This window comes from Clostridium bornimense (assembly GCF_000577895.1).
GTDB classification, from domain to species: domain Bacteria; phylum Bacillota; class Clostridia; order Clostridiales; family Clostridiaceae; genus Clostridium_AN; species Clostridium_AN bornimense.
This window is the reverse complement of record NZ_HG917868.1, coordinates 542,046-559,149: the sequence shown is the minus strand read 5'-3', so window position 1 is coordinate 559,149 and position 17,104 is coordinate 542,046. Positions and strand designations below refer to the sequence as shown.

The following is a 17,104-nucleotide window of genomic DNA, read 5'->3' as shown; positions in this document are numbered from 1 at the left end:
AAGAAGTCTCACAAGAAACTTATATATCTTACAAATTTCCTATGAGACTTCCATATTTTCTTCTATTTTTTACAAGAATCCCTTTCTATCAAATTATGTGGTAACACATATTGAGTTACATCTAATGGCTTTTTGTTAATTATTTTTATTAACATTCTCATACCTACAGATCCCATATCATAAGATGGTTGATCTATTGTTGTTAATTTAGGATAATAAATTGAAGCTACATATGTATTATTAAAACTTACTACATCTACATCTTCTGGAACCTTTATTCCCTTTTCTCTTAACTTATTTATAGCTCCCATAGCAAGTTCATCACTACAACAAACTATAGAATCAAATTTCACATTTCTTCTTGTTAATTCTTCTATAGCTTCTTCTCCATGTTTGGCTTTTAATCCAGTAAATATAACCTTTGAAGAATCAACTTTCATATCAGCTTCTTCCAAAGCTGCTTTATACCCTAAATATCTCTTAGCTGATGCATTCTTAACTTCATAATGTGTTCCTATATATGCTATTGACTTATTTCCTTTTTGTATAAGATATGATGTTGCATCCAGAGCTGCTCCTTCATTATCAATTGTTACACTTGGAAATATTTTTTCATCATCATTAGTCTCTACTAATACTGTTGGTAAATCCAAGTCTTTTGTTAATTGTAAAATTTCTGGTGCTAATGAATTAGACATATATATAATTCCATCCACCATTTTTTCTTTTAAAACTCTTAAATAATCTTTCTCTCTTCCTGTATCTAAATCTGTATTACACAAAATTATATTATAGTTATATATATTAGCTACATCTTCAGCACCTCTAACTATTTCTGGATAGAATGCTGATGATATATCTGGCATAACTATACCCACAGTCTTTGTTCTTTGTGTTTTTAAGCTTCTTGCAACTATATTAGGTCTATACCCTAGCTTCTTTATTGCTTCCATTACTCTTTTTTTAGTTTCTTCATTAACCACATCAACTTCATTTAAAACTCTAGAAACTGTAGCAATAGATACACCTGCTTCTCTTGCCACATCTTTTATTGAGGCAACCATTTATAACCACTTCCATTCCTTATTATTAATAATTGTATTTGAAATAATGAATTATTAACTTATTTATTCACTAATTATGTTTCAAATAATAAATCATAACTTTTACAGCTCATTTTCATAAGGTTTCATAAAAAACCTTAGATTATAGCTACCATAAAAGGTTTTCATAAAATATTTTACATAATCTTTTCAGTTTTGTCTATATATATTTTCGATATTGTTCATGTATCACATTTTTTTATAAGATATTATGTGTATTATTATAAAAAATATTTTGAAAAAAAGGGCCTCACTCACGAAATTTAATCGTTATTGTGACAGCCCTATTCTATATTGTTATGTTATTTTATTACTTCTACTGCCATTGATAATTCTTCACCGTTTATCTTATTTACAGTATAGTCTCTATTTTCATCATATACTATAGCCTCTGCTAAAGTTTCTCTCTTTATAACATCTTCAAATTTCTTAATTATAGATTCTAACATATCGTTATTAGCAACATATAATTTTATTTTATCTGCAACCTCAAATCCACTTTCTTTTCTCATATTTTGAACCTTTGAAAGAATTTCTCTTAAATACCCTTCTTCCTTTAATTCTTCTGTTATATGAGTATCTAGAACTACACCAACTTCTCCTTCTCCTGCAAAAGCAAAACCTTCAAGTCCTTTCATTGTAACAAGTAAGCTTTCCTTTGTAAGATCTATGGAAGTTCCATTAGCATCTATAGTTACAGTTTTTCCACCATTAATATCTTGAGCTAATTTCATTTGATCCATTTTGCTTAAAGATTTTCTTATAGCAGGTATAAGTTTTCCATACGCTTTTCCAAGCACAGGAAGGTTCGGTTTTATTTCAAAGTTAACGTGTTCTGAAAGGTCAGCACCAAATACAATATTTTTTATGTTTAATTCTTCTTTTATTATATCTCCATAATATTCAGGAAGTGAAGCAATTGAAACTAACATTTCTCCAAGTGGTTGTCTGTTCTTAATATTAGCACCATTTCTAGCACTTCTACCAAGTTTAACTATTTTATAAGCTAAATCCATTTCTCTCTCTAAATCAGCATTAACAACAGATTCATCATATTCTGGCCATTTACATAAGTGAACACTTTCAATTGCATTACTATCTAAAGATACAACTAAGCTTTGGTATATATTTTCTGTCATAAATGGTACAAATGGAGCTGCCACTTTTGATAATGTAACTAAAACTCTATATAAAGTTGTATAAGCACCAATCTTATCATCATTAAGTTCTGTAGTCCAGAATCTTGCTCTATTTCTTCTTACATACCAGTTAGATAGCTCATCTACAAAATCTTCTATAGCAAGAGCTGCACTAGTTATATTGTAGTTTTCTAATCCGTTTTCTACAGTCTTAATTAATGTATTAAGCTTTGATAGTATCCATTTATCCATTACATGTTCTGATTTGAAATCTGAATATTTAGTTGCATCAAATTTATCTAAATCAGCATATAACACATAGAATGAATATACATTCCATAAAGTGCTTAAGAATTTTCTTTGAGTCTCTTCAACATCTTCCTTTGAGAATCTTGTTGGAAGCCATGGTGCACTTGCAGTATAGAAATGCCATCTTGTAGCATCAGCACCTACTGTATCAAGAACATCTTGAGGTGCTACGACATTTCCTTTTGACTTACTCATCTTCAAGCCCTTCTTATCAAGAACGTGACCTAAAACTATACAGTTTTCAAATGGATTTCTATCAAATATAGCTGTTGATATAGCAAGTAATGTATAGAACCATCCTCTAGTTTGGTCTACAGCTTCTGAAATAAATTGAGCTGGATAATTCTTTTCAAAAAGTTCTTTATTTTCAAATGGATAGTGTAATTGAGCAAATGGCATTGATCCTGAGTCAAACCAGCAATCTATAACTTCTGCTGTTCTTATCATTTCCTTACCACACTTTTCACATTTTAAATGAACATTATCTATAAATGGTTTATGAAGTTCTATATCATCTGGAACATTAATTCCTTTTTCTTTAAGTTCTTCTATGCTACCAATACATTCCTTATGACCACATTCACATTGCCATATTGGTAGTGGTGTTCCCCAATATCTATCTCTTGAAATACCCCAGTCAATAACATTTTCTAAGAACTTACCAAATCTACCTGTTCTAATGTTATCTGGATACCAATTTATTTTATTATTATTTTCTATAAGTTTATCTCTAAGAGAAGTCATTCTTACAAACCAACTTTCTCTTGGATAATATAAAAGTGGAGTGTCACATCTCCAACAATGTGGATATGAGTGAGTATGCTTCTCAGCTTTAAATAACTTATTATTTTCTTCTAAGTATTTAACGATGCTTTCATCACATTTCTTAACAAATTTTCCTGCCCAAGGTGTAACTTCTTCAACAAATTTTCCTTCAGCATCTACAAGGTTTAAGAAGCCCATATTATTAGCTTTTGCAACAATATTATCATCTTCACCATAAGCTGGAGCTATATGTACTATACCAGTACCATCTGTTAATGTTACATAGTCTCCATGAATAACCTCAAAAGCTTTTCCTTCTGGTTTTACAAAAGGCATTAATTGTTCATACTTTGTTCCAAGTAATTCTGAACCCTTAAATTCTTTAACAACTTCATAATCTTCACCTAATACTTTTGGTGCTAGTTCCTTAGCTAATATTAAAATTTCATCGCCAACCTTAGCTTCTATATAGTCATAACTTTTATTTAAACATAATGCTATATTAGAAGGTAAAGTCCATGGAGTAGTTGTCCATGCAAGTATATATTTATTTTCTTCTCCTACTACTTTAAACTTAGCTACAGCAGTTAAATCCTTAACGTCCTTATATCCTTGAGCTACTTCATGAGAAGATAATCCAGTTCCACATCTAGGGCAATATGGCATTACCTTATGACCTTTATATAAAAGATCTTTATCCCACATTTGTTTTAATGCCCACCATACTGATTCTATATATGAATTATGATAAGTTACATATGGATTTTCCATGTCAACCCAATAACCAATTTTATTAGTCATTTCTTCCCACATAGAAACATATGTAAAAACACTGTCTTTACATTCCTTAGTGAACTTTTCAACACCATAATCTTCTATTTGCTCTTTTCCTGATATACCAAGCTTCTTTTCTATTTCAAGTTCAACTGGTAACCCATGAGTATCCCATCCCGCTTTTCTAATAACCTTATATCCCTTCATTACTTTATATCTAGGAATAAGATCCTTCATTACTCTCGTTAAGACATGACCTACGTGTGGTTTTCCATTAGCAGTTGGAGGTCCATCGTAAAAAGTAAAATATTCTCCTTCTGGATTAGCTTCAAAACTTTTCTTAATTACGTCTTCTTCTTTCCAAAGCTTTATAACGTCTTGTTCCATCTCTACAAAAGATTTATTATTATCCATCTTTTTGTACATAATTTTGTCTCCCTTCAATAAAATAATAATAAAAAAACTCCGCCCTAAAAGGACGAAGTATTACACTCGTAACCACCTAATATGTGTTTAATTCATGCACAATCATGCACTATTCTGTAACGTAGAACTACGTGGCCACTTACTAAAATTTCAGTACCATGCTCCAAGGTGATTTTTCTTTACTCTTCCCTATAAGGCTCGCACCATCCCTTAATCGCTTTAGTAACCTAAGTAAAGTACTTATCCTTTTCAACGCTTTTTTCACTATTTGGTTAAAATTATACTTCAATATACTTTTCATGTCAATTATTTAAAATAGAAAAAGACCGTAAAGTTCTCTTTACGGTCTTTACCAAGGAAGATAAAATTATCTTCTGTTGTTTTGTTGCTTTCTTGCTTTTCTGCAAGCTGGGCATCTTACTGGATCATTTTCGAATCCTTTTTCTTTGTAAAATGCTTGTTCTCCTTCAGTAAATACGAAATCAGCTCCACAATCTTTACATACTAAATTCTTATCAGCCATTTGAAATTCCTCCATCATTAAAGATTTAGACTCGATTAACAAATTCTCTAATAATGGAGAAAATTATTATCTATTTAAATCTTTACATCTTTTATTTTCACTGTGTCATCTAACACTGTTATTTAATTATAACATAGTATTTGAAATTTTTCAACTATTTTTAATATTTTTATTAAAACCTTATTTGATCTTTAACATTATAAAAATAAATGATCAAAGTAATAATAAATGGTATATAATCTACTATTTTTTTTGTAAAAGATATCCTCTTTCCATCTAATTTCTTATAATCATTACTTTCCATCCATCTTTCTTCATTTCTTTCTTTTATAAGATTCACAAGAAGATATGTTAACCATCCAAATAATACTACGACACCAATTGCTAAAATACCTAGTAATATATAATAAGCAACATTTTGATTCTGTGATACTAACATTGAAGATGTATCAACTTCAGTATTTGAAAGTTCTCCTGGAAGCAATGTCAATAAATATGTTAAAATAACAGAAGTTCCGTTATTGAAAAAATGAAGTAACATAGGCGCTACTATAGATTGTGTATAATACATAAGATATATTGCTAAAAATCCTAAAAGTATCGGAAAAAAACCTTGTTCAAAGTTCATATGGAATATTCCAAAAAGCACTCCATTAAACAATGCTGCAGCAAATAAACTATATCTTTTAAAATTGTTTGCTACTATTCCCCTCATAAAAAATTCTTCAAAAATCGCTGGTAGTATAGCTACTACAAGAAACATGGCTAAAAATGGCATTTTGCTCAATATTGATACTGCTTCAGCCATTGGTGTATCAACAGTAAAGTATGATGTTATCATACTTATAACCCCTATAATTGGTCTTGTAACTACAGTTATTAAGAATATATAGAATATATCAGCGCCTTTTATTTTTCTTATAGGTATAACATCTTTAAATTTTTCTCTAGTTACTAAGAAATATATTAAAACAACTCCTCCTAGAATTACTATTTGATTTGTCGCTAATTGTATCGCATAAATATAAGATTCATTTCTAGTAAAACTTTGTATATTCACTAAATCTATCAATAAAAATCTCAATATATTTAGGGTAAATAATCCTATAATCATAAATACCATAAAGGTTATATTACCTTTTAAAATACTAGGTTTTTTTAAATTGTCCATTATTGATTTCAAAATCTTCACTTCCATTCTTTAAATATTAACTTCATAGTCTAGCTTTATAAAAAACTCATCTTAACTACTATTTCAAAATATCCTTCATTTTATATTCGTATAATTTATAATATATTGCTTAAAATAATGTTATATTCTAATATAAGGAGATTAATTTTATATGATTATTGAGTATATTAGTGAATCAACCTTTGTTTTCAAAACATCTCTAGGTACAAAAATACTAACAAATCCAACTAAAGAAATTTATAATACTGTATTTAAAAATTCATCTATAGATATAGTTACATTTAGCAATGCTTATTCTGAATATAATGATACTAAGTTCATAAAGAGTACATTTTCACCTGTAGTTAATTGCGGAGATTACTCTTTTCGAGATGTAAAAATTAAAGGAATTACTTCTTTTCAAGATACTTATAAAGGACATCTAAGAGGTGAAAATATAATTTTCTCTTACTTTTTTGATAATATTAACATAACTCACCTTGGCTACTTAGGACACATACCATCAAAAGAACAGTTATCTCTTTTAGGAAATATAGATATATTACTAATTCCCATAGGCGGTAATTTTACCATAAATGGTAAAACCGCTTTTGAAATAATTAATTTAATCAAGCCAAAAATATCTATTCCAATGTTATATAAATCTCCTTCATCATCATCACTAGATACAATAGACAAGTTTCTAATTTACGTAGATTCTTGTTACAAAATTAATGATAATGTTCTAGAAATTAATAATTCTTCTTTTCCTAGTGAAAACGTAATTCTACTAAAAAGTTTATTGTAACAACTATATATTTAACTTATGTTTTATATGTGATAAACCTACACTAAATATACTATTAACATGCTCATCATCTAATGAATAAAAAACAGTTTTTCCTTCTTTTCTGTATTTTACAAGACCTGTCGTCTTTAATAGTCTCAATTGATGAGATACAGATGATTGACTCATTTCTACTATTTCACATATATCACAAACACATAGCTCCTTTTGAAGTAATGCATAAATTATTTTTAATCGTGTTCCATCTCCAAAAACCTTAAATAATTCCGCTAATTTTTGAACAACGGCTTCATCTGGAATAGACTCTTTTATATTTTTCACTACTTGATCCTGTACTTCTTTACATTGACATAACTCAACATTATTATTCATAAATATAACCTCCTTCTTTTTAGACTTTATCTTTTGTTATCCTATTACTAAGTATACTATATTATATTTACATCTCTCTATCATTTCTTGTAAAAAATCTGGGAAATCCCATTAACAATAAATTATAATCATTATTTTATCCATAATATTCTCATTTATTATTTTAATTATATACTTATTTTACTATAAAAATCCTAACTTGTATTTAAAATTTACTATATATTCAAATGGAAGAGATACAGTTTTACCACTACTTAATTAGAACAGGTAATAATATAAGCTTAACTCTATATATAATCCTATGCAAATATATATTCAGAGCTTCATAAAAGTGCAACTTTCATGAGCCTTCTGTAATGACTTTTATATCAACTATATCCTAAATTAGATACATAGTCTAACTTATAACATTCAACTCAACACTTAAAATTCCAGAAATTCCGCAGGAATTTCCTCCAAAACTGTGCACTAAAAAAGAGGCCTCGCCTACAAATTTTCATTTGTTATTGCGACAGCCTCATTATATATACTTTTAAAAATCTAAAACTACTACTTCTTTTGATGTTAAAGATTCTTTAACATCAATTATTCTTTGATTTGATGATCCTCTATACTTTAATTTTTCTGATTTACTTTTTAAATCAAATATTCCGTCTACTAGTACATCAACTTCTTTCAATAAAGATGACTTTTCATCTGACTTTAAAATTTCCTCAAAAGAATATCCAGTATAACACCATATATTTAAGCCTAGAGTCTTAATTTTTTTACATAAATTCACCAATTTCATTGGCTGCTCCATAGGATCTCCACCACTTAAAGTTACGCCTTTTATAATTCCTGCATTCTTTTCTATACGATTAAAAATCTCTTCTTCTGTCATTTCTATGCCAAAATTAAAATCCTGTAACTCTTTATTATGACATCCCTTGCACTTATGAATACATCCTGATAAAAAGATTACCGTTCTTAGCCCTTTTCCATTAGCCAATGAGTTATCTAATATACCACCAACTCTTATTTTTTCCATATACCCTCCTAAACCTTAGAGTACATCGCAATAAGTTTTTTCTCCATTAGTATGTGACACTCTATCACTTCTTTCAGCAACTTTACCGCTACCAAATCTTTCATCTAAACTTAAATACCCTGTTACTCTAGAAATTCCTTGAATATCTTCGCTACCACAATTAGTACATTTGTGATCACTAGATTCTAGATATGTTCCACAAGATTTACAATATTTTATATGGAAGTTTATACCCAAATAACTTATATTGGTATTTCCATATGCATAAGTTATTATATCTTCTATTGTTTCCTCATCTGGATATCCATCTAGTTCTATATAACTTATATGCCCACCATTACATAATTTATGATAAGGAGCTTCAATATTTATTTTATCAACCATAGATATTTTATATCCTACAGGAATATGATAACTATTTGTATAATAATCTTTATCTGTTACTCCTTTTATTTTTCCAAATACTTGTTGATCTTTTAAGATGAATTTTCCAGATAACCCTTCTGCTGGTGTTGCATAACAACTCCAATTAAGTCTATCTTTTTCTTTATATTCATCACAAAACTCTCTTATATATGTTACTATTTTTACACCTAATTCTCTCGCTTCTTCAGTTTCACCATGATGAGATCCTACAAGAGCTGTTAAAGTTTCTGCTAATCCAATAAACCCAATTGCCCATGAGCCTTGTTTTAATATAGGTTCTATTGAATCATCAGGTGATAACCCCTCTGCGCCTTTCATTAATCCTTGACCAGCTACAAATGGCAAATCTTTTACTTTCAACATCTTTAGAACATTATATCTATGAAGTAAACTTTCTCTTGATAATTCTAATTTTTCTTGTAATAATTCAAAGAACTTATTAATATCACCATCAGCTAATATACCTAATCTTGGAAGATTTATAGTTGTTGGTGCTATATTTCCTCTTCCTTTTGTCCCTGGTTCACCATTTATATTACTCATTAAATAAGTTCTACATCCCATAGTTGCTGGCATATATCCATTATCATAATATTCTTTATTAAAATCAGCATCTATGTTCATAAATGTAGGATTCATTCTCTTTGATGCTACTCTACAAGCTATCTTAAATAAGTAATAATATGGATCTCCTTCTTTCTTATTCACACCATCTTTAACTCTAAAAATTATATTAGGGAATATAGGTTGTTCACCGTTACCTAATCCTTTGTCATATTCTTCTAAAAACACTTCACAAACTAAAGCTGCTTCCTCTGTATTAGGTATTCCTAAATTTATAGATGAAAAAGGTACTTGTGACCCAGCTCTAGAATGCATCGTATTTAAATTATAAACAATTCCTTGCATTGCTTGTTCTACTGATCTTCTTAATTTTTTATCTACTATTTGGTCTATCTTCGATTCAGGAACTTCCATCTCTTCTAATTCAGATTTTATTTGTTCTCTAGTAAACACAACAAATTCAGCCATATCATTATCAAAATCAGGATGTGATTGTCCTCCGAACATATCATTTTGAGTTGATTGCAGAAGGATACATGATAACTCTGCTGCTGATTCTATTCTTTTAGGTGGTCTTATATAACCATATCCAGTATTAAAACCACTTTCTAATACTTCTTTAGTAGGTATATGCAAACAATTTGTAGTCAAATTGTAACTATCTAAATCATGATAATATAAATCGCCATTTTCATGAGCTTTTGCTAATTTTTTTGGCATTATAGCTAAATTATGCCACTTATTTGACTCTGATGCTATTCTAAGCAATTTTGATGAAAAGTTATTACCTACGTTAGCATTATCTCTATCAGTTTCTACACCAATAGCACTTATAGCTCTCATCAAATCAGATTTAATTTCTCTTACTTTTGTTCTCTCTTGTCTATAACTGTTATATAAATTTGCAATATCTCTATAACCTATTTCTTTTAGAGAGGCTTCTACAAGATTTTGTATTTCTTCTACTGTTATTGACTCCACTCGCATTTCTTCTATTTTTTCAATAACTTTATGAGTGATATCTAATAAAGCAGTTTCCTTTAATTTTATATTCCCTTCAATTGCTGAACCCTTAATAGCTTTAGAAATTTTGTCAGCATTAAATTGGACTTTTCTCCCATCCCTTTTCACAACATATAGCATATGTAATCCTCCCCAAACACAATATATAGTTTAAAACCGTATATTATTATATCTCTTTATCTTAACTTTTGCAAAATGAAAAGCCATATAAAAAATTTTTTACATGGCTTTATATTAAATTACCTTTCTCTTGTTTAATATTTTATTCATTTGCTCATTATTTTCTTACACTATATATGTTGAATTCTTTATTATATTCTTAATTATAATTTTTATTACATCTTTCTTTTTACAAAAAACTTTTTTCTATTTTTTATTGAATTTACTTATATAATATAGTTATTTTTTGTTTTATTTTTCTTAATTTACGTTTTTATTCTATTTATTTTCTTGTATTTAATGGAATCATTTCCTTTATAAAATGTAATATTAATATAACCATTTATCATATTCTATTATTAAGATATATATTATTTATGAGGAGGTTCTTATGCGAAAAACTTTAGCATTGTGTATCATAAATACTACAGAGTCTTCTAATATTAAAATAACACTAAACAACTTATATACCTATGTTTCTGAAATATATTTAATTTGCACAAATACCTTTCCTTTACTCTATGAATTGATAGATACATATAGCAATATAAATATAATTACATGCAGCAATATATGTGACATAAAAGATACTAAAAATTATATCCTAAATCAAAGTAAATGTGACTATATACTATTTATGAACTCTAATGAGATTATAAATGAAGATCAATGTAGCAAATTACATTCTCTTAATGATACCTTATATGATGGATTCGCTGTTAAGATTAAAGAATATATAAATGATACATGTAATGAATATTATGAAATAAGGCTATTTAAAGTAGATAAAAATATAATATTTCAAGGATATATAAATGATACTGTTTCTTTTTCACTAAATAATCATAATTTTAATACTATACAAAGCACTATAATATTAGAACGAAAACTCTCTTCTGAAAATTTTATTGTAAGCAATACTTATAAATTTTCTCTTATAAATTCTATTAAGAAAAATAAGAAGGATGGTTATTATTACTTTTGTATTGGAGAAATATTTATGGATCTACAAGATTACAAAAGTGCTGAAACATATTTTAAAAAATCACTTTTATACTCCAAGCATGAATTTAATGTAGAATTTGTTTATAGTGTTTATTTAGCTGTAAGCATGTCTATGTGTCTACTAGAACAAAATAAAATTAAAGACTGCCTTGAAAATATCAATTATTGGCTTAATATTTTTCCTAATCATAAAGACTTATTTTTTATTGAAGGGATGTGTTTTCTTAAATTATTTCATTATAGTGAAGCACTATATTCATTTAAAAAATATAAATCTTGTAATTGTTCTTTCTATGGTACTAAATATTTTTACACTGAAAAGAATATTGATTTACTAATAAATGAATTAGAATCTCTCTCATTAAGCTCTGATATAAAATTCACTACTATAATAATTACTGAGAACTCTATTAACCCTGAAACAATTTTATCTATAAATGAAATTTCCTCAAATATATTAATTATTTCTGAAAAAAAGATATTAGATTGCAATGTAAAAAACTTATCAATTAATTCTATATCTATATATATTAAAGAAGAAAAAAATCATCTAAACTTTGACTCAATACTAGACTGTGATTACATATTCATTTTAAACAATGGTGAAGTTTGGCCTTTAGAGCCTCAAAAAAACTTAGTAAATTCTATAAAATAAAGAGACCATCGCAATAACGAATGAATTTTCGTGAGCGATAGTCTCTTTTATATTTTAAAAACCTGTCATACACTATGTGCAACAATCCTACTTTACTTATGAAGGTAACATACCTTCATTTATTATAGTTTTTAAATTTTCAACTGCTATTTCATAAGATAATCCATCTTTATAAAGTTCTTTAAACAACACTTTAGGCATTTCTCCTGATTTTATTGATAAATTAAATGCCATATTATCTAAAGTAGCATAAAAGTCACTATTTCCTTTAACATTTATCTTTCCTGCATAATTTACCATATCCATAGCACTTTTATATTCACCTAACTTAAATAATGTTATAACATTATTTATAAGGTAGTAACTATAAGTTTCTAGATAATTATTAAAATAATCAGTAGGTATATCTGTCATTACCTTGAAATTATTTTTTGCAAATCTACCTAGTATAGTTATCATATTATTTAACGCTTCTTTGCTTTCATTATACTTTTCTTGATTCATGTATTGATCAACTATTAACTTTAATTCTTCTTGAACTTCTTGAAGTTTTAATAAGTTATATTCATCTAATAAGTCCTCATATTTAAATTTCATCTTATAATCACCTCTCTAAATACAAGATTATAGTATATCATATAAATATTTTCAAAGTTTTTATACAAAATAATAATATGTCATTTTTTTTCTGTACATTTTGCAGCATTTACGTATAATTATTAATGATTATGAATATATATTTATATTTTATTGAAAATTAACTTATATATTATAAAAAGGAGTTTTGAAATGATTAACACTAAAGAAAAAAAACTTTCCTTTATGGGAATACTTAAATTCTTAATCCCTTCATTAATAGGAATTTTTCTGTTTATGATACCTTTACCTATTAATGGTAATATCACTGTTGCTGTAGCATTTTTATCTAATAGTCTCCAAGGACTTCTTGATAACTACCTTACTGCTATTATGACAACTATGATAGTTATTTCAGCAATAGGATCTATCTATACTAAAATATTTAAACCAAAACTTATTATTAATAATAATTTCTTAAATAATCTATTTAATATATCTCCTATATGGTTTATTTCAAGAATAGTTGGGGCTGTATTGGCAATACTGACTTATTTTCAAGTTGGTACAGAAATAATCTATAGTGGTGATACTGGTGGTACATTACTATTTGATTTATTACCTACATTATTTAGTGTATTTTTATTTGCAGGATTATTGTTACCACTTATATTAGATTTCGGATTATTAGAATTCTTCGGTACATTACTTTCTAAAGTAATGCGTCCATTATTTAAGCTACCTGGTCGTTCTTCAGTAGACTGTATCGCTTCATGGGTAGGCGATGGTACCGTAGGGATACTTCTTACTAGTAAGCAATATGAACAAGGCTATTATACTAAAAAAGAAGCAGCTATAATAGGAACAAACTTTTCCGTTGTTTCTATAACATTTTCATTAGTAGTTTTAGCACAAGTAGGTCTTAGTGATAAGTTTCTACCTTTTTACTTAACTATAACTTTCGCTGGAATAATAGCAGCAATAATTATACCTAGAATACCACCTCTTTCTAGAAAAAAAGATGAATATATATCTGATAGTATCAAAAAAGAAGAATGTCCAGTACCACCAGGAGTTTCAACTTTTAAATGGTCACTTTTACAAGCAGTAGATAAAGCTGAAAACTCTAAAAATATATCATCTATTATTACAAGTGGATTTAAAAATGTACTTGATCTATGGATAGGAGTTACTCCTATAATAATGGCTTTTGGAACTATAGCACTTATTATAGCTAACTATACTCCTTTATTTCAGTGGTTAAGTATACCATTTATACCGTTATTAAATCTTCTTAATGTTCCTGAAGCTACTACTGCTGCTCCAACCCTTATTGTTGGCTTTGCAGATATGTTTTTACCTTCAATATTAGCTGCTAATATAACTAGTGATATGACTCGTTTCATTATAGCAAGTGTATCAGTAACTCAGCTTATATATATGTCCGAAGTAGGTGGGCTTTTATTAGGTTCTAAAATTCCTATAAAATTGATAGATCTAATTCTTATTTTTATACTTAGAACATTAATAACATTACCTATCATTGTATTAGCTGCAAACTTAATATTCTAGATTATGGAGCTGTTGCACGAAAAGTGTGGCAGCTTTTTTCAGTATGTTTGATAGAACGCAAGGCACAAAGATGGAAGAAATCCCCGCAGAATTTCTTAGGTTATAAGTGTTGAGTTGAATGTCATAAGTTAGATTATGTCTCTTATTTATATCAAAGTTAATATAAAAGTCATTCAGAAAGCTCATGAAAGTTGTACTTTCATGAAGCTTGGATTACGAATTATAATATATTTTCTGTATCTATAGTAAATATGAAAACATTTTGCTGTCCGCAAGACTATAATAAAATTCCTCCCAAAGAGGAATTTTCACCTTACTTGTGCCCTGTGCCTTCTAACCTGTGCCATGATAAAAGGAGCTATTGCTCACGAAATTTCATCCATTATTACGAAAATTCATTTTTCTTTATAAACAAAAATACCTCAGTAAATAGTCAAAATACTTATTTACTGAGGTAGAAATTTCATTTAGATATTCATTTTAATCTTATAATCCTGTTTCTTCAAATTTTTCGCTCATTCCCTCACTAACTACTCTCATTGGTTTCTTAAATATTGATAGGCATAAAAATACTATGATAAATATAGACATTAATTTAAAATTATATATTACACTATCCCAATATGGTCCAGCTATGGCTTCTCTATACATATTTATTGCATAGGTGAATGGCCATAAAGGTTTTAACACTGCAAAAATATGAGGATTTGTTTCTACAGGATATAGTCCTCCAGTTCCGGCAATTGCAAATACCATCATTATTACAGCTATAGCTTTTCCTATGTTTCCAAAAACAGATACAAGACCATATATAACCATAGTAAAAGTAACAGCTACCAATAAAGCAGTACCTATAAATAACATAAAGTTTTCAGGTTTTATACCTAGAATTATTATGTCACCTAAAGAAACTATAAGTGCTTGGATCACTCCTATTGTTAATATTAATAGCATCTTACCAAAATGTTCTTGAATTGGAGTAACATTATGTTCTTCTGCAAAAGTTTTTTCACTCTTTAAATTTAAAATTGCACAAGCAAGTAATATTCCTACCCAAATTGCTATAGAAGTATAAAATGGTGTTAAACCAACGCCAAATATTGTTGAGTTATATATTTCTTCTTCCTGTACTTCTATAGGTGACGATAATATACTTGATATCACATCAGGATTTTTGTTCATTAAATCTAATAAACTATTTATATTATCTTCAGTAAGAACTGAAGCCTTATCTACAAGTTTATCTAATTCTACTTGAAAACTACCTATTTTACTACTTAATTCACTTGTTTTTGACTTAGTTGCAGAAGATGTATCTATAGCAAATGTTGACAATGCATCTAGCTTAGGTACTATTCCTTCTATATTTGATAAAAGAGACTCAACCTTATCTAAAGTACCTGATAAATTATTTGATGTAGAATTAATAACAGGTATTACTGTGTTATATAAATTATTTGAACTATCTAGGATATTATTACTAACTGTATTGCTTATCTGTATTAACTTTTCTATATTATTGTTTATTACTTCTTTATTGCTACTATCTGAATTAATGATATTTTTTAAATTTTCAAGTTCACTAGATGGAATTAAACTATTTTTTATATTATTAAGTTTATTTATAAGAGTAGTAGTACTTCCAGGCTTAATATTATTAATAGCTTCTAAAAATTTTATATTTGCATCTATTTTAGCACTTATAGATTCATTGGTTTTTTCTATTTCATCAATAGTAGCTACTATAGCATCTTTGTCTATATTAGTGCTATTAACTAAAGTCTTAATATTAGTTAATTTATCTGAAACATTACTATCAAGAGTCTTAATATTACTCATATCATTGTTTAAAGTTGTCACTATTGAATTCAACGTATTTTGAGTAGAAAATGTTATAATCCTACTACTTTCAGCCACTTCTTTCAAACTAGAAACGCTACTACTTATTAAAGGTAAGTTATTTTGCAAATCCTTCAAGTATTCTTCAAAACTACTTGAATTTACATTAGCTTCATCTATATTACCTTTTATTCTCTCTATATCACCTTTAGCTTCATCTAAAGTAGTTTTAATTTGTAAAATTTCAGATTTATTTTTCTCTATGTTATATCCTAAATCATTTAATATTTCGATGCTCGTTTTATTGACTGTACCAACAAATGTTTCTTTTATTTGTGTTGTTAATGTACTTTCTGCTGCACTAGTAATTTTATTTGCTATCGCATTTAACTTTTCATTAGATTTATATACTATTGATGGCTTTTCAGGATCCATACTAAGTAAGGTAACTAAACCTTCCGTAAAATTTTCTGGTATTTCTATAATTGCATAGTACTCACCAGACTCTAATCCTTCTTCTGCATCTTCCTTTTCTAAAAATCTCCAGTCTATATTGTCATTATTTTTTAGTTCCTTTACTATATTTTTACCAGCATTAATTTGCTCTCCATTTAGTACTGTTCCATCATCATCATTTACTACAGCTACAGGAATATTTCCAGTATTAGAATATGGATCCCAAGCTGCATAGATATTAACCCACGCATATAATGATGGTACTATACATAACCCAATAATTACAGCTAAAGCTACTTTATTTTTTATAATACTATTTATATCTCTTTTATATATTCCTAATATATTTCTAATTGTATTCTTCTTATTATGCTTTTTCTTACTTTTACTATTCTTCTTCATCAAAAAG

12 protein-coding genes and 1 other annotated feature are annotated in these 17,104 nt (G+C 27.9%); of the genes, 3 read left to right on the top strand and 9 right to left on the bottom strand.

What is annotated here, in order from left to right:
• Nucleotides 1-62: 62 nt before the first annotated feature.
• The 4 genes from CM240_RS02520 to CM240_RS02505 all read right to left on the bottom strand — a co-directional run bounded on the left by CM240_RS02520 (nucleotide 63) and on the right by CM240_RS02505 (nucleotide 6,222).
• Nucleotides 63-1,064, bottom strand: a complete 1,002-nt coding sequence (locus tag CM240_RS02520; RefSeq protein WP_044036171.1) for a LacI family DNA-binding transcriptional regulator — start codon at nucleotides 1,062-1,064, stop codon at nucleotides 63-65.
• A 341-nt stretch (nucleotides 1,065-1,405) separates the two neighbouring features.
• Complete coding sequence (gene ileS, locus CM240_RS02515; RefSeq protein WP_044036169.1) at nucleotides 1,406-4,516, bottom strand: isoleucine--tRNA ligase; 3,111 nt, start codon at nucleotides 4,514-4,516, stop codon at nucleotides 1,406-1,408.
• A 45-nt stretch (nucleotides 4,517-4,561) separates the two neighbouring features.
• Nucleotides 4,562-4,778 (bottom strand) — a binding site (T-box leader).
• A gap of 105 nt (nucleotides 4,779-4,883) precedes the next feature.
• Entirely contained in the window at nucleotides 4,884-5,039 is a 156-nt protein-coding gene (locus tag CM240_RS02510) for a zinc-ribbon domain-containing protein (RefSeq protein WP_044036168.1), read from the bottom strand.
• 172 nt (nucleotides 5,040-5,211) lie between these two features.
• Nucleotides 5,212-6,222, bottom strand: a complete 1,011-nt coding sequence (locus CM240_RS02505; protein WP_044036166.1) for a CPBP family intramembrane glutamic endopeptidase — start codon at nucleotides 6,220-6,222, stop codon at nucleotides 5,212-5,214.
• Nucleotides 6,223-6,382: 160 nt separating this feature from the next.
• Between CM240_RS02505 and CM240_RS02500 the strand changes: the two genes are divergently transcribed.
• Nucleotides 6,383-7,018: an MBL fold metallo-hydrolase gene (locus CM240_RS02500; protein ID WP_051483648.1), complete on the top strand. Its 636-nt coding sequence runs from the start codon at nucleotides 6,383-6,385 to the stop codon at nucleotides 7,016-7,018.
• Between the two features lie 3 nt (nucleotides 7,019-7,021).
• Here the strand turns inward: CM240_RS02500 and CM240_RS02495 are convergent, their stop codons facing one another.
• The 3 genes from CM240_RS02495 to CM240_RS02485 all read right to left on the bottom strand — a co-directional run bounded on the left by CM240_RS02495 (nucleotide 7,022) and on the right by CM240_RS02485 (nucleotide 10,553).
• Nucleotides 7,022-7,390, bottom strand: coding sequence for an ArsR/SmtB family transcription factor (locus CM240_RS02495; RefSeq protein WP_044036164.1), 369 nt, complete (start codon nucleotides 7,388-7,390; stop codon nucleotides 7,022-7,024).
• 532 nt (nucleotides 7,391-7,922) lie between these two features.
• Nucleotides 7,923-8,420: an anaerobic ribonucleoside-triphosphate reductase activating protein gene (nrdG, locus tag CM240_RS02490; protein WP_044036163.1), complete on the bottom strand. Its 498-nt coding sequence runs from the start codon at nucleotides 8,418-8,420 to the stop codon at nucleotides 7,923-7,925.
• A gap of 15 nt (nucleotides 8,421-8,435) precedes the next feature.
• Nucleotides 8,436-10,553, bottom strand: a complete 2,118-nt coding sequence (locus CM240_RS02485; protein WP_044036161.1) for an anaerobic ribonucleoside triphosphate reductase — start codon at nucleotides 10,551-10,553, stop codon at nucleotides 8,436-8,438.
• A 430-nt stretch (nucleotides 10,554-10,983) separates the two neighbouring features.
• On the opposite strand from CM240_RS02485, the gene CM240_RS02480 reads away from it, so the two are divergent.
• Entirely contained in the window at nucleotides 10,984-12,252 is a 1,269-nt protein-coding gene (locus CM240_RS02480; protein WP_044036159.1) for a tetratricopeptide repeat protein, read from the top strand.
• Between the two features lie 96 nt (nucleotides 12,253-12,348).
• Here the strand turns inward: CM240_RS02480 and CM240_RS02475 are convergent, their stop codons facing one another.
• Nucleotides 12,349-12,849 carry a hypothetical protein gene (locus CM240_RS02475; protein ID WP_044036158.1) on the bottom strand — a complete coding sequence of 167 codons (501 nt, stop codon included), beginning with the start codon at nucleotides 12,847-12,849 and terminating at the stop codon, nucleotides 12,349-12,351.
• A 192-nt stretch (nucleotides 12,850-13,041) separates the two neighbouring features.
• On the opposite strand from CM240_RS02475, the gene CM240_RS02470 reads away from it, so the two are divergent.
• Entirely contained in the window at nucleotides 13,042-14,400 is a 1,359-nt protein-coding gene (locus CM240_RS02470; protein WP_084485352.1) for a YjiH family protein, read from the top strand.
• Between the two features lie 486 nt (nucleotides 14,401-14,886).
• Here the strand turns inward: CM240_RS02470 and CM240_RS02465 are convergent, their stop codons facing one another.
• The gene (locus CM240_RS02465) at nucleotides 14,887-17,097 is read right to left on the bottom strand and encodes a YhgE/Pip domain-containing protein (protein ID WP_051483647.1); all 2,211 of its coding nucleotides are present in this window, start codon (nucleotides 17,095-17,097) and stop codon (nucleotides 14,887-14,889) included.
• Between the last annotated feature and the right edge of the window lie 7 nt (nucleotides 17,098-17,104).